Here is a 21,363-nt window from a genome sequence, read left to right on the forward strand (position 1 = left end):
CCTTATTGTCTGTTAGTATTATCCTTCTATATAAATATTACTTAAATTCTTAATTATAATTTAAAGCTTAAAGTTCTTTAAAGGTCTTAATACTCTTTAAATTCTTAATTACTTTAATGTTACTTTTAAAGTATGAACTTCAAATGGTTTAAATGTAAGGTGCATTGTTTCTTTGTTTAATTCTTTTCCATCTATGCTATCTTCTATTAAGTTAACCATTTCTACCTTTTCATATGGAACATTTATATTAACTTTAGCCTTAGCATCTTCTCCATGACACTCATATAATCTGATTATCATTTGGTCACCATCTTCAGCTTTTTTAATTGTATCAATTATTACATTTTCACAATCTATTGAAGCCATTGCTTCTTTAACTAGGTTTTCACCTAAGTTTTCACTATAAATTACTTGTATTGGAGCATTAACTTCATGAGCTTCATGAACAACATTTCCTTCAATATAGTCTCCTCTGTGTGGGAATAAGCAATAAGTAAATTCATGCTCTCCTCTATCAGCATTTGGATCTGGATATCCTGGACTTCTTAATAGATTTAAGTCTATTTTAGTTTCTGAGACATTGTGTCCATACTTAGAATCATTTATTAAAGCAACTCCATAATCCCTTTGTGATAAATCTATCCATCTTTGAGCACATATTTCCCCCTTAGCCATATCCCATGAAGTATTTCCATGAGTAGGTCTCTTTATTGTACCAAATTGGATTTCACAATCTGCCTCTCTAGTATAAACATTAGTATTAAAAGATGTTCTAAGCATCTTACCATTTTCTTTCCAATCAACCTTTGTTTTAAAGTCGATTCGCTTACTACCTTCTAAAATACTTATTTCTTGTACTAAAGTAGAATCTCCATATTTATAGTTTTGCTTAATAGTTGCCTTTGGTCCATCTACAATAACTTCTGATTTTACTAACTCAAAAATTTCAGATGGTCTATCTTCATAAACTCCTGAGAAATCCCAAGCATCTCCATTATCTTCATAAACTCTAAGTTCATTTCCTTTTTCATCTCTTAAGACTTCTTTATTTAATTCTTTATCAAAAATTCTTGCAATTGTTCCATTTTCATTAAACTCAACTTTAACTAATCCATTTTCTAAGTTATTTTCTGAAACTTTTAAAGTTGAAATTTCACAATATGGCTCAATTTCTTCTTTTTTAATTATTTCTCCACTTAAAGAGTTTAAGTTAACCTTTGTCCATCTATCATAAAGCTTAATCCATTGCTCTCTACTCCATGATAAAGAGTTTACTAATATAGCTCCCTCTTCTTTACTATCTGCACTTTCTAAAATATCTCTATATAACTTTTCAGTCATTCCTTCTACATTAGCAAGCATCTTTTCATAAGCTTCTACTGACTCATCATAAACTCTGCCTATGGATGATCCTGGTAAAATATCATGGAATTGATATAAAAGAACTTCCTTCCAAACTTTTTCTATTTCCTCTTGAGGATATTCTCCCTTTCCTAAAACTTTAGCTTGCATTGCTGCTAACTCTAAGTTCTTAAGAGCTATTTCCATCTTTCTATTATATTTTTTATTCTTACCATGTGTAGTGTAAGTTCCTTGGTGTTTCTCTAAATATAACTCTCCACTCCACACACTGTATTTATCTATATCCTTTTCTATTCTCTTAAAGAAATTGCTTGAAGGTTCTTGCTTAACAGGAGCTATTCCATTTATATTTCTTTCTCTTCTTAATCTCTCTAAATGCTCTTCTCCTGGTCCACCGCCTCCATCACCAATTCCAAATAGCATTAAGCATTCATCTGATAAGCCTTTATCTAAGAAAGCTTTCTCTGATTTAGCAACAGCCCTTGGTGCAGCTGAGCTATTATAAGTTCCCTCTGGTGGCATATGTGATAATACTCTACTTCCATCTAATCCTTCCCAAACAAAGGTATGATGTGGAAATTGGTTATGATTGTTCCATGATAATTTAATTGTCATGAAATAATCTACACCACTCTTTTTAAGAATTTGTGGAAGAGCTGCTGAATATCCAAATACGTCTGGAAGCCATAAAGTATCCATCTCTTTTTTGAATTCTTCTCTAAAATATCTCTTTCCATATAATAATTGTCTTACTAAAGATTCTCCTGATGGAACATTAGTATCTGGTTCAACCCACATACCTCCTTGAGCTTCCCATCTTCCATCTTCTATTCTTTCTTTAATTCTTCCATATAAATCTGGATAGTATTCTTTCATCCACTGATAAATTTGAGGTTGGCTTGCTCCAAATACATACTCAGGATATTTTTCCATATTAGCTAAAACTGTTGAATATGTTCTAGCTCCCTTTCTTATAGTTTCCCTTATTGGCCATAACCAAGCTAAATCTATATGAGCATGTCCAATAGCTGAAACTGAAAGTGAAGGATCTCCACCTTTTTTATCTAATTCTTTCTTTAAAATTTCTCTGGCTTTTTTAACTTCTTCTTCATTTAAGATTGTAACTTCTTGTTGAGTAACAACTCCGTCCTTTAAGAAATCACATCCACTCATTCCAGTTTTAATACTTAATACCTTTGATGCTTCATAAAGAGCATTTAATATAGTATGATATCTAGCACTATCTTCTGGTAATTGATTCATAAGTTCATGTAAAACCTCTACATCATAATAAAGAGCCTTTACTTCTTCATTACAAGTTGCAATATATGCATCTTTTATAATTCCATTATCTCTATATTTACCAAACAAATCGTTACATGCACAATCTGCCCATATATCTATAACTTCTCCACCTTCAGCTCTCTCAAACATAGGAACCTCTCTCTTACCTGGCATTCCTAAGCTTAAATCAAACTCTGAGTTTAAAGTTGTAAGCCCTCTCATAGGATTTCCATTCTTATCTACCACAAAGGCTTCTCCACTTATATCTATTAAAAGGACAATCTTTTCTCCTTCATAACTTTTAGGTACTTCTCCCTTAAAGTTAAACCAACCACAGTCCCAAAGTTCTCCCCAAGACTCTCCTATAACTCCTTTTTTATACTCTCCAGTTAGTCTATTTTCATAACTTACTGGCTCCTTAGTTATATACATATCTATTTCTAAAGGCGCAACCACATTGTATATTGCCTTTTCTAGCTTCTCACACAAACCGTTTACAATATTCTTGCGTTCATTTATCTGAAATAACATTCATCTCACCCCTTGATAAATTTAAAAATCATAAAATAAATCTTTAGAATCCTACCTTAATAATTAAATTAATGGGCTTCTTTTCTTTCGATTCATCTAAATTCTCTATTTTAAAGATATCTTATAAGCAATTAAGTGTAAAGTGGACAAATATTAGTTTTATAGTTCATATTTTTAATAATTGAAATTCAATTTAAAATCTCTTAAATTATAATTTTAACTTTTAAATTTAGATTGTATTTTTAACAGTTTAATTTCTATATTCTTTAAATAACTAAAATTAAATTCAAATAAAACTTTTTAATTTTATATTTTAAACTTTTCTTCTAAAAATAATTTTTATCCTAGAAATAAAAAATGTATAAAATAAATAAGACCAAGGATAGGAAGAAATCTTAAAACCTAAACCTTGATCTCAATTTATTTAAAAAGGATTAAAATAAATCTTTTATAGGTAATATGCTAATTTGCGGAAGAAGTTAATTCTATAAAACAATATAATTTAATCCTCATTAAATACTATAATTAGAATTTATCGCAAACTAGTTCAAAGTATGCTTTTGGATGATGACAAACAGGACACTTTTCTGGTGCTACTGTTGATTCTAAAATAAATCCACAGTTTTGACATCTCCATAATTGTTTTTCATCTTTTTTAAATATTTCACCATTCTTCAATAGATTATATAATTCTAAATATCTTTCTTCATGGTGCTTTTCTATTTCTCCTACTTTTTCTAATATGAATGCTATTTCATTAAAACCTTCTTCTCTTGCTTCTTTAGCAAACTCAGCATACATATCTGTCCATTCATAGTTTTCTCCACCTGCTGCATCTTTTAGATTATCTAAAGTTTCTCCAACTGTACCATCATTTAAAAACTTAAACCAAATCTTTGCATGAGCCATCTCATTATGAGCAGTTTCTTCAAAGATATCAGCTATCTTATTATATCCTTCTCTTCTAGCTTTCTCTGCATAGAAAGTATATTTATTTCTAGCTTGTGACTCTCCAGCAAAGGCTGTTAAAAGATTCTTTTCTGTTTTACTTCCTTTTAAATCCATGAACTCCACCTCAAAATTTAATTTTATAGTCTATCGATCTTATTTCTAATAAATATCAATACAATTTAATTTTTCCCTTTTTGAGGTTTTATATTCTAAATTTAAAGTTAAAATTTTTAGCTAAAATAAAACAAAGTTCTCATTAATAAATACATAGTAAGATTCAATTAAAAAATTTATAAATAAAACCCATAAATAATTTCAATTTATTAAGCTTTTATATAATACGTATTTCCTCTTTAGTTCTATTATTAATTAAATAAACTTCCATATTATCTCTATGGACTTCATTTAAGTTATAGAACATTCTTGACATATAAAACTGATCATGCTTTGAATCCTTATTATATCTTTCATCAATACTACTATATTTTCTTATGGCTAACTCAGTAAACCCAACCCATTTTTCTAAATCAAAACTTCTTTCATAATCTCCACTTATTAACTTTACGGAATATTGATTTGCAATTCTTTTACATTCCTCTTCATCCTTATTACCAACAAAAATATACAGTAATGAACCAAATTCAAAATTTGATAAACTACGAATTTCAAAATCAACATTATCAAAAGTAATTTTTTTATTTAAACTTAAATAATCTTCATCTGTTAAATAAACTTCTTCTTTTATGGATACAGACTTCGCTATATAACTACCATCAGCTGATCTAGCATTAATTGAAAAGCTTAAATTTGCAGGTGAATCCTTATTTTCTTTAGCAATTATTTGTCCAGTTGAAATAATACGTACACTAGAATATTCCCATCTTCTTTCAACATCATTTGAAGATATATAAAATTCTCTCCCTTTAAAGTTAACATTTCCAGTAATATTAACATCTGTACTGTTTATATATCCTCCATCAATCTTTTTTACTGAATAATCAAATAATGCATAGTCTTCAAATACTTTTACTGAATTTATGGTTATATTGTAATCTAAAAACTCTAGTGTGTATGGAAAACCTCCACTTAATTCATTTTCTTTTTCTAATTTTCTATTTACTTCTAAAATTTTTTCAAAGTTACTTGTTTTTTTATTTGATTCATCTTTTAACTTAAATCCAATAAAAATGACTATAGAAAATAAAACTATTCCAATTAATGAGTACACTATCACTCTCTTTGATTTCATTGAAAACTCTCCTTACTATTTCATTTTCTACATGATATCATTTTTTTATATCGTAACTTTAAATCTACTGTTAAATTTATACAAACATAAAAAATGCTTAATAAAGGTATAATATTTCCTTTATTAAGCACTTAAATACAAATTAATTATTTTAGTAAATCCTATTAAATATTTTCTATAAATAATTTATCTAATTGTTTTTCACTTGAAAATCCTAAATCTTTTAAAGCCTTGTCTATAGCATTTAAAACATAGGTTATATCTTCTATATTTGCATTTTCTCCCATATGTCCAATTCTTAATAATTTATTTTCATATTTATCTAAGGATGTTGACATTAGCAGATTATATTTTTTATTTAGATGGTTTCTTAAGTTTAAAGCACCTATTTCTTCTGGTATTTCCACAGCTGTAACTGTATTTGAATATCCATTTTTTAAGAATAAATCTAACCCATATTCTTTTACTGACTTTCTAGTTGCTTCTCCAATTTTTCTATGTCTTTCAATAACTTTTTCTTTTCCTTCCTCTAGAATATTGTCTATAGCAACCCTAAGAGAAATAATATCACTTATTGGCATTGTATATGGGAACCACTTATCTTTGTAATAATTTTTCCATATATTCAAATTGCAATAAAAACCTATAATAGGTGTTTCTCTATTTTCCATAACCTTTCTTGCATCATCACTTATACTAACCATAGTAAGCCCTGTCTCTGCTGAAAATGCCTTTTGAGAACCACCTAGGGCTATATCAATTTGCCATTTATCCACCTTAAATTCTTCTCCTACCATAGCTGAGACAGAATCAACAACTGTCAAAATTCCATAACTCTTAAGTAATGGACAAATTTTATCAACAGGATTTAATATCCCAGTTGGAGTATCACAATGAACAACTGTAGCATATTTAAAATCATTATTTTTCTCTAAAAACTTAGATAAAGCTTCAACATCAATCTCTTTAGTATAGTCTCCTGAAAAATAAGTTACCTCTCCTCCATACATGGTTACAAAGCCATCAAACCATCTTCCATATAAGCCATTATCTAAAACTAAAACCTTATCTCCTTTTTCAGTTAAGGATGCACAGGCAGCTTCTAATCCTAAAATTCCTTCTCCAGAAAGTATATAACAATCATTTTTAGTATTTATAATTTCTCCAAACCTATCACAAGTTTCCTTATAAAACTCAACAAAATCCACATCAACATCTGGATTTGTAGTTTTTAAAGCCCTTGCTCTTCTTACATTCTCCCTTAAATTAGTAGGCCCTGGTGTATAAATAGTTTTATTACAATTCATAATTCATTCCTCCAAACACTCTCATTTTTCTCTTGTATAAAAAAATAACACAACTATTCAAAATCACCAATAGAATCGATACAATACAAAAATTAAAAAGGGATGTATATAAAAGTAACTATTAAATAAAATTCAAAAATAAAAACTTTTATAAATTTTGATATTTCCCTTTACACCAAACTCTTAATTTCGTGTTTTTATTATAAAAGGTATTAGTATATAATTAATTTATAGAAATACATTTAAACTAGGAGATGATTTTATGATAAAGCATATAGTAATGTGGAAATTAAAAGATGAAGCTGAAGGAAACTCTAAAGATGAAAACGCTAAAATAATAAAAAACTCACTAGAAGATTTAAAAGGAAAAATTAATGAAATAGTTGATATTGAAGTAGGAATAGATGTTAATAAATCAGAGCAAGCTTATGATGTGGTTTTATATTCAACATTTAATTCTTTAGAGGATTTAGATTCATATCAAAAGAATCCTGACCATGTTAAAGCAGGTTCTTTTGTAAAAAAAGTAGCATCATCAAGAGTTGTTGTAGATTACGAAGTTTAAGTTCATAACATAATAATAAAGCTTACAAACAATATTAAGAGAATATCTAGATGAACTTTAGATTTTAAATTATTAAGTAGAAGATATTGCTTTAAAAAGCTGAGACTGTTAATTTCTTAGGAATACAATCTCTCAAAGTTCCACTTTATAAGTTCAAGAATCCAAATTAAAAATTTGAACTTTTACTTAAAATCTAGTAATTCTCTTAATATGTTTGTAAGCTTTATAAAAAGTTATTTTAATCCAATTTATTAATTTACTCTTTCAAAAATTAAAATCTCTTCTAAGGGTGAATTAAATTCTTTAATCCTTGGCCCTATAATAAATTCATCATTTTTATATTTCCATTTTCCCTTTGGAAAGTTTACTATTCTTTTTCTAGCTCCCTTTTTTATATTAGGTGCTATCATATATTTTTCTCCTAACATAAATTGGTCTTTAATTTCTTCTAAATTTTCATTTGGAAATTCATACTCCATATATCTAACTATTGGCTCTCCACTTCTACTAGATTCTTTTGCTAACTTATAAATATATTCTGAGTATTTAACATGCTCCCAAGCTGCTTTTTTACAAATTTCAAAATTTTCTTTAGATAATACTCTCCAAGGTGCTGCTGAAAATTGCATCATTGGCATAAGGGCTGCACATTGAGCATACCTTACAAACAATTCTTCATCTAAATTAGAACTATTTTCTAAAAAGTTAAGATATTCTCCCCCTCCAATCATATCAGGACAAGTATATGAATATCCTAAAATCCCCTGTGCTAGCTGATTAGGAATAAGTGATGAAACACCATTATATTCCCAACTATGATTTTTATCTGCTAACCTTTGTACTAAAGGTAATCCTGCACATTGAAAACAAGCTCTAAACTCATTAAATTCATAGTTTACTCCTAATAAAGCCCAAAGCTTACTATGTTCATTAGCCTCTATTTTCTTATATGTTAAGTCATCATTACTATAAAAACTAGCATCTCCAGCATCAAATTTAAATCCATCAACTCCATATTCTTCAATCAAAAAATCATTTTGATCTAAATACCATTTAACTGCCTCAGGATTTGTTAAGTCTAGTACTGCTGAATAACCATTCCACCATTTTTTTATTGAAACAGAGCCATCTTTATTTTTTACTAAACAATCTCTATCTCTTAAATATCTAAATTCTTGTGTATCAGGAGTAATAAAGGGACATGTCCATAGCATTACCTTAAAACCTAACTCATGTAATTTATTTATCATTCCTTTAGGATTTTTAAACTTTTCACCATTAAATTTCCATCTTCCATAATAATCACTCCATCCATCATCAATCATTATTATTCCCTTAGGCATACCATTTTCTATTATAGAATTAGCATACTCTAATATTTTTTCCTCTCTTTGATCATATAAAAGTTCAATCCAAGTATTATATTGTGGTTTAGTGAAAAAACGCTTAGGTGGTACTTTACCATTAGGCTTAAAAAATTTATTTGCTGCATGTAAAAAAGCTTCTTTTAAAGTTTCTCCCTCTTCATACAATTGTGGAACAGATTTTTCACTTAAGATTTCTATAACCCCACTATAAACTTTTAAAACAAATCCTGAATCACACCATATATATCTTCCTTTATTAGAAAGTAATATTGTATTAACCTTATTAGGACTCTTATTTGGATAGATATCCACTTCATATTTAGAATTAAAATTAAGTGGATATTTTATGCCATCATTAACCACAGGCCCATACCAATATTCATTTTCATACATTTTAAAAATATAACTTTTTAACTTCCCCATATAACCTACCCTCTCAATTTATTGAATTATACTTTTATAAAAACATAATTTGTAAAATTTATCAATAATTATATTTTAGCTTTTCTTTTCATTTTAAGTTAATTTATATCTAGAAAATATAAAGTTATTTTTTATTAATTTATACAAGGAGTTTAATATGAATAATAGGGTAAATATAAATTATATTTTAAATAGAATATAATTTAAGGAGCTTGATTAAATTCAAGCTCCTTAACTATTTTTATTATATTATTTTTGCTTTAAAGCATTTTTTACTGTTGATTTATATCCAGTATATGTTGCATAGAAATATCCACCATAAACAATTACCATTATTAAGGCAGTTACTAAGGATGAACCCCCTATATCTGGTCTATTAAACATAGTTAGGAATCCATTTACAACTTTTATTGCTACTACTGAGTGAACTAAAGCTACAACTAATGGTAATCCAAAATAAATACTAACCTGTGTAAATATTGATTTATTTATCATCTTTTGAGATACACCAATTCTTCTTAAGGATTTATATCTATCAATACTATCGCTAGCCTCTGATAATTGTTGAAGAGCAAGGACAGCAGTACTTGATATTAAGAATATAACTCCTAAATATATTCCTATAAACAATACTATATTTGTCATTCCATTATTATCTTCATAAATACGTGCTTTTGTATATCCATTTACAAAACCATATTTACTTGAATCAACAACTCCATCTCTATATTCATTGAATAATTTTTGTACTCTTTCTTCCTCATTTGAATTTTTAGGGAAGTTTAGATTAATTTTATTTGCAATAGGCTTTAAATTAGAAACAATATTATCTGGCACTATTAAAGTGAAAAAGTTATTTGTCATTCCAGTACTTTCAAATGCCTCTTTTATAACTTTTTCCTCTCCAATTAAGGCATTATTGGCAACCTTATATTCCTTACCATCAATTTCTATTTTCTCATTGTTTTTAAGAATATTTTTTAAAGTATTCTCTACTTCACCTAAGTTAGATGAAATTAATACTTCGTTATTAGCTAAACTTACTGGTTTTTCACCACTTAAAGCTCTTATATCATTATATGAACTTATACTTATGGCATTTGTTCCCTTATAAGTCATTGCTTCTACTATATCTTTTATATTTTTACCTTCTGCATTTTTATTTAATAAGCTTTCTAAATTAGTTTTTTCTAATTTATATTCATTATATGAAACAATTTTATCCTCTGGATTAAATTTAAATCCTAACTCTCTTATTGATTCTTCAGCAGTTTTTATTTTACTATCCTCATCAATGTAATAAGTAGCAGATGCATCAAAAGGAGTTGTATTTTCTAATCCTTTTTCTAAGGCATTTTTAAAACTTAAACCAGTTGCTAATGTACTTATTGTTAAGAATAACATAAGACATATTACTGTCATTGATAAAAAGTTAGTATTTATCTTGCTATTCATTTGTCTTAATACAAAAATATTTAATCCTTTTAAGTAAACATTCTTATTTCTTTGTAAAACATATAAAACAAATCCTGCTAAACTAAAGAATAAAAGTAATGTTCCTAAAACTCCTAATACTATTGACCCTAAGAACATACTATTTGTAGGATCTAATCCAACTTTAATTACTAATTTATACGCAACTCCTAATAATCCTAAAGATATAAAGAAGATTATTGCTGTTAATATTGGATTTTTTATTTTTATATCCTCATTCTTCTTTGCAGCTGTTAACATATCTATAAGTTTATACTTTGAAATTACAAAAGTATTAAAGATCATAACTAAGATAAAAATTATACCAAAGTATAAAACAGTTTTTAAAATAGCATCAGTTGATAATAAGAATTTATAATTACTTAGAGATACTTCAAATAATTTAGATGCAAAGGCAGATATTCCTTGAGAAACTATTATACCTACTCCTAAGCCTACAACTAATGATATAATTCCTACTAGAGCTGTTTCATATGTAAGTATTTTTGAAATTTTGTTTTTTCCCATACCAAGGGTCATATATATACCTAATTCTTTTTTACGCTTTTTAACTAAAAAGTTATTTGCATAAAGAATTAATCCACCTAAAACACAAGATATAAATACAGATATTCCAGATATTAACCTTTGTAATATGTTTATATATTCAGCCTGTCTTTTTCCAAGTTCTAAAAAGGCTTTTTGATCTCCTATGGAGTTAAATGCATAGAATATACATACTCCAAGAGTTAATGTTAGAAAATATATTGAATAGTCTTTAAAGCTCTTTCTAACATTGTTTAAAGCAATCTTAAAATACATCCCTATCATCCCCTCCAAGAAGTGTTATAACCTCAATAATTCTATCGAAAAATTCCTTTCTTGAATCTGTTCCTCTTACTAATTCATTAAATATTTTTCCATCTTTTATAAATAAAATCCTATGAGCATAGCTTGCTGTAAAAGCATCATGAGTTACCATAAGTATTGTAGCTTCTAAATCCTTATTTAAACTTTCAAAAGAATCTAAAAGCATTCTAGCTGACTTTGAATCTAAAGCTCCTGTTGGCTCATCAGCTAAAATTAATGATGGATTAGTAACAATTGCTCTAGCTGAAGCAACCCTTTGTTTTTGTCCCCCTGATATTTGATATGGAAATTTATTTAATATCCCATCTATACCTAAACTCTTTGCAACCTTTTTAATAAGAGCATCTATATCCTTAGGCTTTTTACCTTGTATTGTTAAGGCTAAGGCTATATTTTCATAAGCTGTTAAGGTATCCAATAAATTAAAATCTTGGAATATAAATCCTAATTCATCTCTTCTAAACTTCTCTAGTTCCTTTGATTTTAATTTTGTAATATCCTTTCCATTAATAACTATACTTCCTGTAGTAACATTATCTATAGTTGATATGCAATTAAGCAATGTTGTCTTACCACTTCCTGATGGTCCCATTATTCCAACAAACTCACCCTTATCAACCTTAAAGTTAATATTGTCTATTGCTTTTGTTATGTTATCTTTGTTTCCATAATACTTTTCTATATTTTCAACACTTAAAATATTTTTCATATCCTGTTCCTCCTCGTTTCATCTTACAATGTTATTTTATCCTCTTTAATAGAAATCACATATTTATTTATCTTTCATAAACCTTACAATGTTGTAAGATTTCCTTAGAAGAAAATATTTAATAAATAATAGACGTTTAAATGAAAAAATCATTGTAATATTCAATATATTATTATAAAAATTATACAAAAAGAAATAACTCTACTTAAACCTTATAAGTAGAGTTATTTATTAACTTAATTTCTTTTATATAATCTTAAGAAATCATCTTTTAATATCTATATCTATTATATCCACCAAGTGAAGTATTATCTTTATCGAACCAAGAATCTAAAAGTTCAAACCAGTTACCAACTTTATTTATTTTTGGATCTAATCCATCTTTACACCATGCTAGTTTTCCATAACCACTTCTTAATCTATAAGCATTAGTGTCTAGAGGATTGTACCATCTTTGAATAGCCCAATGTTGTATTGCTTGTCCTGAATATGGATCATAATAATCTCTATTACCATCAGGAAGGAAAATACTTATACCATTTTTACCTTCTTTGAAATTTTTAAACTCTTTTCCTCCAAATGAATATAAAATTAATTGGTCAACATTTTTCATAACATTCTTTGATAATTTTTTAGTAGTTTCATTAAATTCATCACTTAAGCTAATTTTTTCACATAAATCATATAAATCAAAATATGGATATTCAATCCATTCATATTCATCACGTGCCTTAAAATAATGCATAGTTGGTACATTTTTTCCTGTACCTCTTAAGCTTTCAATAGCATCTTTTTTATTATTTTTACTTAAATTTCTAGCTAAAGCATCAACTGATTTTTTAACTTTTTCAATTTTTGAAAGATCGTAGCAACTTAGTTGTTGATCTGTTACTCCACAGCTATTTACAGAATCACGCTGCTCTTCTACAAATAAAGCACCAAGTTCATTATTTGTAACTGTAGATGGATCAAATATTTTTTCTTTTCCTCCTAAAGTAGAATCAACTTCTCCATTGTCACCTTTAGTAGATCTTAAACGAGAAAATATTTTATCATAAGGATATCCAAAGCCCCAAACAACTGGTGCTGATGCTACAAGTGTTTTAGCTTCAAAACTTCCATTATTAGGTCTATATTGATAAGCTACCTCTGAATTTCCCATTAAACAAGCATCAAATACTAAAACATCAACAGATTCATCCTTAGTTAAAACATCTGAAATTTCTCCAGTATAAAGACAATCTTTGTTGTTACTATCATCCCAGCATATTGCCTTATTTACAGTACTAGCTCTATCTTTATCATCCTTAGCCCCACCACCATGGTTAGACATGATTAACATATACTTATCAGCTTCATAGTTCTTTTTACAGAATTTAATGAATTTTTTTAAAGTATTTGCATCTCCCATGTTAGCTTCATAATTACTTGTAGTAGTTATCTCTGGAAATTCACTTTTCCCACTAATTCTTTCAGCAGAATTTTCACCTATTTTATAAAGTCTTGTGTCTTCAAAATTAGAACCTAACACTTTTGAATCATTAGAATAACCAGGAATTCTATCAACTAATACTATAATATTTAGATTAGGATTATTTTTATAACCCTCTTTCATTTCTTCAATATCATTAAGTATGTACTCTTCTAGGTTATTATCACAATCAGCATATACCATAACCGTTAGTTTTTTATCACCTTCAGTCTTTTCAGCCTCTTTAATTTTCTCTGATACAGTTTTATGCTTTTGTCTTGGAGCAGCACTTACTGTTGAAGCTCCTCCTAATAGAACGCTACCAATGGTAATAGTAGCCATCAATAATGATAACTTTTTCTTAAACATATACATCCCCCTCTGAAAATTAACATTAAGTTAACATTAAGTTAATACTAATTTAATATTAATTTAATAGATGAATTTTTCAATACAATTTGCATAACTGGTCAAAATTTATACATAACTGGTTATAATAATCTATTATTTAAGTTTATAAATATACAAAAAGCATTTAATTTTTTGGGAATATTATGAATAGAAAAAAAATTACATGAATACTAACTTCAATACTATTATAAGTTTAAATCAATATAAATATATTGAAAGAAAAAGAATAAAAAATTTTTAATTGACCCAGTTTAACATAAAAAATGACCAGTTATGCACACCTCATTGAAAACGTTTGTAGAATTGCTATATAATCTATTTAAAACATATATGATTTAAGGGGGAATATTTATGAAAAGAAAATTAATCGCTTTAAGTTTATCTATTTCTATTTTATCTGGTACTTTCTTTACGTTACCCATTGATAAAAATGTTTATGCAAATGATTTAAAAAATGAAGGTAAGTACCAAGATGAAATTGTTCTTTTGGATGAAGAAATTTATTTAGATAAAGAACAGTTGGAATTATTTAAACAAAATGCATTAGTAGAAGAGAAAAATTCATTAAGCAGAAGCTTTTCAAGCGATTATAATACATATGTTCAAAAATCAGTTTCAAAGTCTGAAGCTATTCAAATAATAAGTGCCTATGATAAAGTAACTGGTATGATAGATAATTTAGGATTTACAATAGGTGGTTCAACTTTAGTAGCAAGCATCTCTAAAAGTTCTAGGTATAGAAATGCAAAGAATTTTATTACTAAATACGGAAGTTGGGGTGGCAATATCATATTAGTAACATCATTCGTTGCATATAAATCTATAGGTAAATTTAAAGGTGAAGTTCAAAATGCTGTATATAAAATGAATTCTTATGATAAATTATTATTTAGAGTAGAATCAGTAACTAATTTACAAGATTCAGGTATGTGTAGATATAAATTAGTTGTTCAAAAGAGGTAATTTATATGTCTAAAAAAATGATTGCTGGAGTTTTCTTTGCAATAGGAATAATGTTCGTTAGTTCGATAAATTCGTTATTTGAAGGAAATTTGTTAATAGGATTATTCAAATCTATATTACTAATTGTATTGTTCTCAGTTTCTTATAAATATATTTTTGATTAATCTTAAATAATAAATATACTTTCAAAATAAATTAAAAATATTTTCTATGTAAAACATGCTGTCTTATGGCCTTCTCCTGCAAATTAAGTACATAAAGCATAGTTTCCTTCTATTTTGCATAATGGAAGTCTTTCACCATTTTTACGTACCTAATTCTGCTTTAGTCAGGAGAAGGCTCATACCTATCAATTTATACATGTAATATTTTGTAAATTATATAATTATAATCCATATATTCCAATAGTCTTAATTAGTTATCTAATTCACTATTATAGCATCTCCTATTGGAAAAATTATGTTAACTTCTGTTCCTTCATTTTCTTTTGAAGTTATTTTTAGACCTAATCCTAACTTATCGCAAAGATTTTTGCATAGGTATAACCCCATACCTGTAGATTTAGTAAATCTTCTTCCATTTTCTCCAGTAAAGCCTTTTTCAAAAACTCTACCTAAATCTTTATTAGGTATTCCAACACCACTATCTTTTATTTTAAGAGTTATGCTATTTTTAGATTTATTTGCAAATATTTTGACTCTACTATTTTTAGCACTATATTTTATTGCGTTATTTATAACTTGATTTATTATAAATTCAACCCATTTTTCATCACTATAAACCTTATAATCTAAATCCTCTAAGTCTATAGCTATTCTCTTATTTATGAAATCCCTAGAATTTTTCTTAATTACATTTCTTACACTTTTCCCTAAGGAAAATTCTTTTACAATATAATCTTTGCTAACATCTGTACTTCTAGCATAATATAAAGCTTGATCTATATATTCTTCAATTTTCTTTATTTCCTTTTTGATATTTTCACTAGACTCACTTTCATTATTTTCTAAAATAAGCCTAGTGGAAGCTATTGGAGTTTTTATCTCATGAACCCATGTTTCTATATATTCTCTATATTCTTTTTGCTCCAGTATATATTTTTTAACATGCTCATGCATATCTTTGTCAGTTTCTTTTAAAACCTCATATAAAAATTTGCCATGATAGAAATTTGGCTCTTCTATTACCTCAGGTAATAGGTACTTTCTGTCTAATTTATCTAAAGTAATGCTTATGTTATCATAAAATTTTTTACTCTTGTAAAAATCTAAAATTATATATGTAAAAAGAGGAATAAACCAAAAGCATCCAATTAAAAATATTATTCCTGAACCAACATTGCCTATGAACAATAAAACTGCTATAGTAGCAAAAATTATAAAGTTTACAATTAAAAAGAATATTTTTTCCTCAAAGTAATCCCTTAGTTTCATGGCATAATATACCCTAATCCCCTTCTAGTTTCTATAGCACCTTTTACTCCAACCTCTTCTAATTTTTTTCTAAGTCTAGTTACATTTACTGAAAGTGTGTTATCATCTACAAAAATATCTGAGTTCCACATATAATCCATAAGATCTTCCCTTGAAACAACATTTCCTTTATTTTTTAAAAGATGTGATAATATCTTAAGTTCATTTTTAGTTAACTCTTCTTCTTTTCCTCTGCAAGAAATTGTTCCATTAGATAAATTAAGCTTTAAATCACCATATGTTAAAACTTCTTGCTCTGATAAAGAATAGGTTCTTCTAAGTAATGAGGCTATTCTAGCTAATAAAACTTGAGTATTATAAGGCTTTGTTATAAAATCATCAGCTCCTAAATTCATGCTCATAATTTCATCCATATCACTATCTCTACTTGTAACTATTATTATAGGCACATTAGAATCTTTTCTTATTTCTCTACAAATATGATATCCATCAAAATAAGGTAAATTTATATCTAATAGGATTAAATCTGAATTATTTTCTTTAACATACTCTAATATATTTTCAAAATCTGTTGGAGCTAAAACTTCATATCCATATCTAGTAAGAAGTTTTGTAAGTTCTTCTCTTATGGTATCTGTGTCTTCAATTATAAGAATTCTCTTCATACTAACCAGTCCTTCCATTATAATTAATTTTATAATATTCTTTCTTAACAGATAAAATTTTAAAGCTATATATTAAGCTTTCTTAAAGTATTACGATTTTATTGTCTTTAATTTATTATATAAAAAAAACTGTATTAAAGCACTTTTTAATTTAAGTTACCTAATACAGTCATAATGAAAAATACTATTAATTACACAATATAGTTTCTATAAATTTTTAATCTATAAATTATACAAGATGTGCTTCCTTTTAATATGTTTGATATTGCAATGCTCCACCAAACTCCATTTATCCCTAAAAACTTTACTAAAACTAAGGCCATAGGAATTCTTAACATAGTAAAGATTATACTTATGGCTGATGGTATTTTAGGAAGTCCTAATCCTGAGAATACCCCATTTGATATCATCTCAAAACTACTAAATATCTGAACTATTCCAAGTACTCTTAAATAACTGCTTCCAATTATTATTGTAGCCTCATCCTTAACAAATAATCCTACTAATAATCCTGGAATACAAATAAATAAGGCTGAAACAAGTACTGAGTATATAGCTCCTAAAAGCAAGGCTTTCTTATACCCTTCATTTACTCTATTTAGTTTCTTTGCTCCATAATTTTGTCCTGTAAATCCTGCTATAGCCCCGTTTAATCCTCCAATTACCATAAAGCTTACAGATTCTATTTGAAGCCCTATTTTCTGAGCTGCTATAGCATCTGCTCCAAAGCTAGCTATAATTCTAGCTAATATAATATTCACTAAGGTAAAAAGTACCCTTTGAGATGCCATAGGAAATCCTAATCTAGCTATTTCTCTTACTTTTTCATAGTTTATTTTCTTTTTTAAATCTATTTTAAATATTCCTTTTCCATAATATATATACATAAAAAACATAAGTATATTGGCAAGTAAGGTTGCCACTGCTGCTCCAAAAACACCAAGTTTAAAGGTATATATTAATATTGGATCTAATATCATATTTAAAATTATACCTGTAGCACTTATTTTTAAAGCTAATTTATTATTACCAAAGCTAGCTAATATTCTAGTAAAAAGATAATTAAAAAAGCTAAAAAATAATACTGGAGCACTTACAGCTAAATATATATAAGAATCTCTTTCAACTAAGGGATCATTTAAATTTAAAAATCCTATGAATCCTTTTCCAAAAACCACTAATACTAATGCATATATTAGTCCTATAAGAAAATTCATTATAATACCATTTCTTATATAATCCTCTGTCTCTATTTCATTTTTTCTCCCTACTTCATGAGAAACCTTAATTCCAGTTCCCGTAACTACTAAGGCATTTATAGAATATCCTAGTCCTAAAAAAAAGCTTGAAGAGCCAATACTAGCCACTGCACTACTTCCAAGACCTCCAACCCAAAACATATCTATAAGCCCATAAGCAAACTGAAGGAATGAACTTCCCATAATAGGAAGAGCTAAGGTGGTAAGGACACTTAGTACCTTACCCTTGGTTAAATCTATTTTCTTCATTTACCCTTTCTCCTATTTAAATTTGCCCATTTTTTATACGACTTACTAAATCTTCTACCTTTTCTTTTATTTTATCTCTTGTGTATATAAACTCTTCATCACTCTTTCCACTTGGATCCTCCAACCCCCAATCTTCCCTATGCTTGCAAGGTAATGTTGGACAGGAAACATTACATCCCATAGTTATAACTATATCCACCTCTGGAATTTCTCTTAATAATTTTGGTTTTTGAGTTAATTCCATATCCACTCCAATTTCTTTCATTATTCTAACAGCATCTTGATTTATTTTATCTCTTTCCTCAGTACCTGCGGAATAACTTTCAAAGACATTTAATCCTAGTATTTTCCCAAAGGCTTCTGCCATTTGTGATCTACAAGAATTGTGTACACATATAAAGGCTACTTTTTTCATAATTCTTCCCCTTTTACTAAACTATTTTTCATAATAAACTAATATCTTTTTAAACATTTTAATTCTAATTAACTTAAACTAAGTTTCACCATTTATCATATTTCCTAAATAATTCATACTAATCTAAGCATGTTATTATTTCCATAAAAAATAATATAGATTTATTTGCATTATTTAAATTTAAACTATAATGATTCCAAGTTCCTTCTTTTCTACATTTAACAAGTCCACATTCACTTAAAATCTTCATGTGATGTGATAAGGTAGATTGAGATATATCGAAAAACTTCAATATTTCACAAGCACACTTTTCTCCACTTGATAACAAATCTATTATTTTTAATCTATTTGAATCTCCCAAAGCTTTAAAAACCCTTGAATTTATTTCAAACTTATCCTCCATATTTCTTCACTTCCTAATACTAAAACTTTTTATAACTATATTTCATTATAATTATATATCGACAATTGTCAATGTTATATATTTTGAACTTAGGGATAATCCTCAAAATATATTTATAGTTTTTATTTCATTTTTAAATCTCCAATTTAAAAACAACTAAAAAAGGTTGCAAAGTTAAATTAACTTATACAACCTTTTTATTTCTTCTTTTATGGATTTTTTAGAAAAAAGATTACTAGGAGTTATTATCTCTGACACATTATATAAACTGTTGTTTCCTTATTTATTGAATATAAATGAACTTGTCTTACTTGATTATGAAGCATTACCTATGGTGGTATTTACTTATTTTGTAGTTACATTTTTTATTATCTTCTATGCATAATTCCTTTAGAACTATTTAATAATACTTCTACATACTTCTTATTCATATAAGGTAAATTTATTTCCTCTGAATTTTCACTATAATAATCAATTACAATTTTGCCTATATTATTTTTTTCTTGTATGGGATTTGTATTAAAGCCTACAGCTTGTATGTCCTTCCCCTTAAGAATATGTATTGTTCTAAAGAATCCTCCTGTTACTGCACGAACTTTATTTTCCTCAATCTTAAGATTTATATTTCTTCCTTTTAAAATTGATGAAGGAATTGTTATAAGACTAATTATATTAATAAGCAATACCCATTTTACTTTTAATATTAAATAGGCTACTAAAGATATAATAAATACTATTAAAACTGGTTTTAGAATCATAAATATCTTTCCATGTCTTATTCCTTCTCCATCACCTTCTATGCTCCACTGAGGTATAAATTCTCTTATTATATTTTGAACTTCTTTGTCATTTCCTATGGGATACATTATTATCTGCTCTTTTCCTTCTCCAGAATAGCCTTTTATAACTACATTTATTTCATATCTTTTTAAAAGTTGTCTTAAAGGATTTGATTTTAATTTTATAAGCTTTATGCTATTTTCCTTAAAAGAAAATTCCTTTGTGCTAAAGAATCCATATTTTATTTTTATATTTTCTCCTTCTTTTAAAAGGGTAAAATTATAATATTTTATAAAATAATATACTGTAGCTATGGCTTTTAATATAATTAAAGCTACGATTAATCCAACTATTGCAAATATAATCCCTATTTTTGAAGCCTCATTTGCAATATACCCATTTATAACACTATCAACATACTCTGAATTTATAAATTTTTCAATCTTACCCCAAGCATTAAATATAAAAATAATAGCTATAAATAAATTAAAGCTTGTAAATCCATATAAAATTAAATCTTTATTGCTTATTTTCTTTTCTTTAATATTTACTTTTTCACTCTTATTTATATGTACCTTTTCACTCTCATTTATATTTTCCCTATTATTTAAAGTAATATCATAATCCTCTTTTAACTTTTCAACTTCAGAATCTAAAAAACTTTCTCTAAATATATTCTCCTTCAAGTCAAAGCCTTCATTTACTTCATTATTAAGCTCTTTATTAAATTCTTTGTTAGTTCCAAAGGCAAAACTCTTAAGCAAAGCTATATCTTCATCACTTAAGCTCATTTTAATATCTTCTTCTCCAACCTCTCTAGAGGGACTTTCAATTTTTACAATCTTATATCCTAAAATTCTCTCTATTAAATTTTGAGAAATATCCATAGATTTAAAGCTCTTCTTTGGAATTATTGTAGTATTTTTAGAAAAAACTCCCTTATGATAATGAGCTTCATCTCCTTTTAAAAGCATATACTCTTTCTTCCAACTAAGAATTGAAATTGCAATTCCTAAAAGTACTAAAACTATTATTAAGATGTAAACCCATTGTTTTAAAAATACTACAAATATAAGACCTAATCCAAAATCACTTATCATTCCCTTAACTATATTATAAAGTAGACTTCTTACACTATTTTTTATTTCCCTGTTATTAAGGCTCTCTTTTTCATAATTACATTGACTTATTTCTTTATTAGCTAATTTTTCATTCATAATTAT

General features: G+C 27.2%; 16 protein-coding genes. 2 read left to right on the forward strand and 14 right to left on the reverse strand.

Going from position 1 to position 21,363, the window contains the following annotated elements:
• Positions 1 to 108: 108 nt before the first annotated feature.
• The 4 genes from I6G60_RS12170 to I6G60_RS12185 all read right to left on the reverse strand — a co-directional run bounded on the left by I6G60_RS12170 (position 109) and on the right by I6G60_RS12185 (position 6,684).
• Positions 109 to 3,177 (reverse strand): alpha-mannosidase, encoded by a 3,069-nt coding sequence (locus I6G60_RS12170; protein ID WP_197925401.1) that lies wholly within the window; start codon positions 3,175 to 3,177, stop codon positions 109 to 111.
• A gap of 525 nt (positions 3,178 to 3,702) precedes the next feature.
• Entirely contained in the window at positions 3,703 to 4,242 is a 540-nt protein-coding gene (gene rbr / locus I6G60_RS12175; protein ID WP_003477208.1) for a rubrerythrin, read from the reverse strand.
• 217 nt (positions 4,243 to 4,459) lie between these two features.
• Positions 4,460 to 5,377 (reverse strand): hypothetical protein, encoded by a 918-nt coding sequence (locus tag I6G60_RS12180; protein WP_003477206.1) that lies wholly within the window; start codon positions 5,375 to 5,377, stop codon positions 4,460 to 4,462.
• 164 nt (positions 5,378 to 5,541) lie between these two features.
• The gene (locus I6G60_RS12185; RefSeq protein ID WP_197925403.1) at positions 5,542 to 6,684 is read right to left on the reverse strand and encodes a pyridoxal-phosphate-dependent aminotransferase family protein; all 1,143 of its coding nucleotides are present in this window, start codon (positions 6,682 to 6,684) and stop codon (positions 5,542 to 5,544) included.
• A 262-nt stretch (positions 6,685 to 6,946) separates the two neighbouring features.
• Here I6G60_RS12185 and I6G60_RS12190 point away from each other — a divergent pair, with 262 nt between their 5' ends.
• Positions 6,947 to 7,249 (forward strand): Dabb family protein, encoded by a 303-nt coding sequence (locus I6G60_RS12190; RefSeq protein ID WP_011590400.1) that lies wholly within the window; start codon positions 6,947 to 6,949, stop codon positions 7,247 to 7,249.
• 251 nt (positions 7,250 to 7,500) lie between these two features.
• Here I6G60_RS12190 and I6G60_RS12195 read toward each other — a convergent pair whose 3' ends face one another.
• From I6G60_RS12195 to cloSI, 4 genes are all read right to left on the reverse strand, one after another.
• The gene (locus I6G60_RS12195) at positions 7,501 to 9,039 is read right to left on the reverse strand and encodes a glycoside hydrolase family 31 protein (RefSeq protein ID WP_164789002.1); all 1,539 of its coding nucleotides are present in this window, start codon (positions 9,037 to 9,039) and stop codon (positions 7,501 to 7,503) included.
• Between the two features lie 249 nt (positions 9,040 to 9,288).
• Positions 9,289 to 11,334: an FtsX-like permease family protein gene (locus I6G60_RS12200; RefSeq protein ID WP_061415353.1), complete on the reverse strand. Its 2,046-nt coding sequence runs from the start codon at positions 11,332 to 11,334 to the stop codon at positions 9,289 to 9,291.
• Complete coding sequence (locus I6G60_RS12205; RefSeq protein ID WP_003449271.1) at positions 11,324 to 12,091, reverse strand: ABC transporter ATP-binding protein; 768 nt, start codon at positions 12,089 to 12,091, stop codon at positions 11,324 to 11,326. The genes I6G60_RS12200 and I6G60_RS12205 overlap by 11 nt, the downstream gene beginning before the upstream one ends.
• A 271-nt stretch (positions 12,092 to 12,362) precedes the next feature.
• Complete coding sequence (gene cloSI, locus I6G60_RS12210) at positions 12,363 to 13,931, reverse strand: clostripain (RefSeq protein WP_197925405.1); 1,569 nt, start codon at positions 13,929 to 13,931, stop codon at positions 12,363 to 12,365.
• 393 nt (positions 13,932 to 14,324) lie between these two features.
• On the opposite strand from cloSI, the gene I6G60_RS12215 reads away from it, so the two are divergent.
• On the forward strand, positions 14,325 to 14,936 hold the full coding sequence (locus I6G60_RS12215; protein ID WP_057230979.1) for a hypothetical protein: 612 nt from the start codon (positions 14,325 to 14,327) through the stop codon (positions 14,934 to 14,936).
• A gap of 422 nt (positions 14,937 to 15,358) precedes the next feature.
• Here I6G60_RS12215 and I6G60_RS12220 read toward each other — a convergent pair whose 3' ends face one another.
• From I6G60_RS12220 to I6G60_RS12245, 6 genes are all read right to left on the reverse strand, one after another.
• Positions 15,359 to 16,369 carry a sensor histidine kinase gene (locus I6G60_RS12220; RefSeq protein WP_049039872.1) on the reverse strand — a complete coding sequence of 337 codons (1,011 nt, stop codon included), beginning with the start codon at positions 16,367 to 16,369 and terminating at the stop codon, positions 15,359 to 15,361.
• Positions 16,366 to 17,034, reverse strand: coding sequence for a response regulator transcription factor (locus tag I6G60_RS12225; RefSeq protein WP_003449171.1), 669 nt, complete (start codon positions 17,032 to 17,034; stop codon positions 16,366 to 16,368). The genes I6G60_RS12220 and I6G60_RS12225 overlap by 4 nt, the downstream gene beginning before the upstream one ends.
• Before the next feature lie 191 nt (positions 17,035 to 17,225).
• On the reverse strand, positions 17,226 to 18,542 hold the full coding sequence (locus I6G60_RS12230; RefSeq protein WP_011590393.1) for an MATE family efflux transporter: 1,317 nt from the start codon (positions 18,540 to 18,542) through the stop codon (positions 17,226 to 17,228).
• A gap of 16 nt (positions 18,543 to 18,558) precedes the next feature.
• A complete protein-coding gene (locus tag I6G60_RS12235) occupies positions 18,559 to 18,957 on the reverse strand; it encodes an arsenate reductase ArsC (RefSeq protein ID WP_003455733.1) in 399 nt (132 codons plus the stop codon).
• A 118-nt stretch (positions 18,958 to 19,075) separates the two neighbouring features.
• On the reverse strand, positions 19,076 to 19,360 hold the full coding sequence (locus I6G60_RS12240; protein WP_003449190.1) for an ArsR/SmtB family transcription factor: 285 nt from the start codon (positions 19,358 to 19,360) through the stop codon (positions 19,076 to 19,078).
• A gap of 368 nt (positions 19,361 to 19,728) precedes the next feature.
• Positions 19,729 to 21,357: a PH domain-containing protein gene (locus tag I6G60_RS12245; protein WP_111744081.1), complete on the reverse strand. Its 1,629-nt coding sequence runs from the start codon at positions 21,355 to 21,357 to the stop codon at positions 19,729 to 19,731.
• Positions 21,358 to 21,363: the final 6 nt, after the last annotated feature.

It is taken from the genome of Clostridium perfringens, from assembly GCF_016027375.1.
Taxonomy (GTDB): domain Bacteria; phylum Bacillota; class Clostridia; order Clostridiales; family Clostridiaceae; genus Sarcina; species Sarcina perfringens.

Bases quoted from the DNA above. Each gene is read 5' to 3' on its own strand.
- cloSI (WP_197925405.1), bottom strand. From the start codon at position 13,931: ATGTTTAAGAAAAAGTTATCATTATTGATGGCTACTATTACCATTGGT.
- I6G60_RS12170 (WP_197925401.1), bottom strand. From the start codon at position 3,177: ATGTTATTTCAGATAAATGAACGCAAGAATATTGTAAACGGTTTGTGT.
- I6G60_RS12240 (WP_003449190.1), bottom strand. From the start codon at position 19,360: ATGGAGGATAAGTTTGAAATAAATTCAAGGGTTTTTAAAGCTTTGGGA.
- I6G60_RS12245 (WP_111744081.1), bottom strand. From the start codon at position 21,357: ATGAATGAAAAATTAGCTAATAAAGAAATAAGTCAATGTAATTATGAA.
- I6G60_RS12190 (WP_011590400.1), top strand. From the start codon at position 6,947: ATGATAAAGCATATAGTAATGTGGAAATTAAAAGATGAAGCTGAAGGA.
- I6G60_RS12195 (WP_164789002.1), bottom strand. From the start codon at position 9,039: ATGGGGAAGTTAAAAAGTTATATTTTTAAAATGTATGAAAATGAATAT.
- I6G60_RS12225 (WP_003449171.1), bottom strand. From the start codon at position 17,034: ATGAAGAGAATTCTTATAATTGAAGACACAGATACCATAAGAGAAGAA.
- rbr (WP_003477208.1), bottom strand. From the start codon at position 4,242: ATGGATTTAAAAGGAAGTAAAACAGAAAAGAATCTTTTAACAGCCTTT.
- I6G60_RS12180 (WP_003477206.1), bottom strand. From the start codon at position 5,377: ATGAAATCAAAGAGAGTGATAGTGTACTCATTAATTGGAATAGTTTTA.
- I6G60_RS12235 (WP_003455733.1), bottom strand. From the start codon at position 18,957: ATGAAAAAAGTAGCCTTTATATGTGTACACAATTCTTGTAGATCACAA.
- I6G60_RS12200 (WP_061415353.1), bottom strand. From the start codon at position 11,334: ATGTATTTTAAGATTGCTTTAAACAATGTTAGAAAGAGCTTTAAAGAC.
- I6G60_RS12185 (WP_197925403.1), bottom strand. From the start codon at position 6,684: ATGAATTGTAATAAAACTATTTATACACCAGGGCCTACTAATTTAAGG.
- I6G60_RS12205 (WP_003449271.1), bottom strand. From the start codon at position 12,091: ATGAAAAATATTTTAAGTGTTGAAAATATAGAAAAGTATTATGGAAAC.
- I6G60_RS12220 (WP_049039872.1), bottom strand. From the start codon at position 16,369: ATGAAACTAAGGGATTACTTTGAGGAAAAAATATTCTTTTTAATTGTA.
- I6G60_RS12215 (WP_057230979.1), top strand. From the start codon at position 14,325: ATGAAAAGAAAATTAATCGCTTTAAGTTTATCTATTTCTATTTTATCT.
- I6G60_RS12230 (WP_011590393.1), bottom strand. From the start codon at position 18,542: ATGAAGAAAATAGATTTAACCAAGGGTAAGGTACTAAGTGTCCTTACC.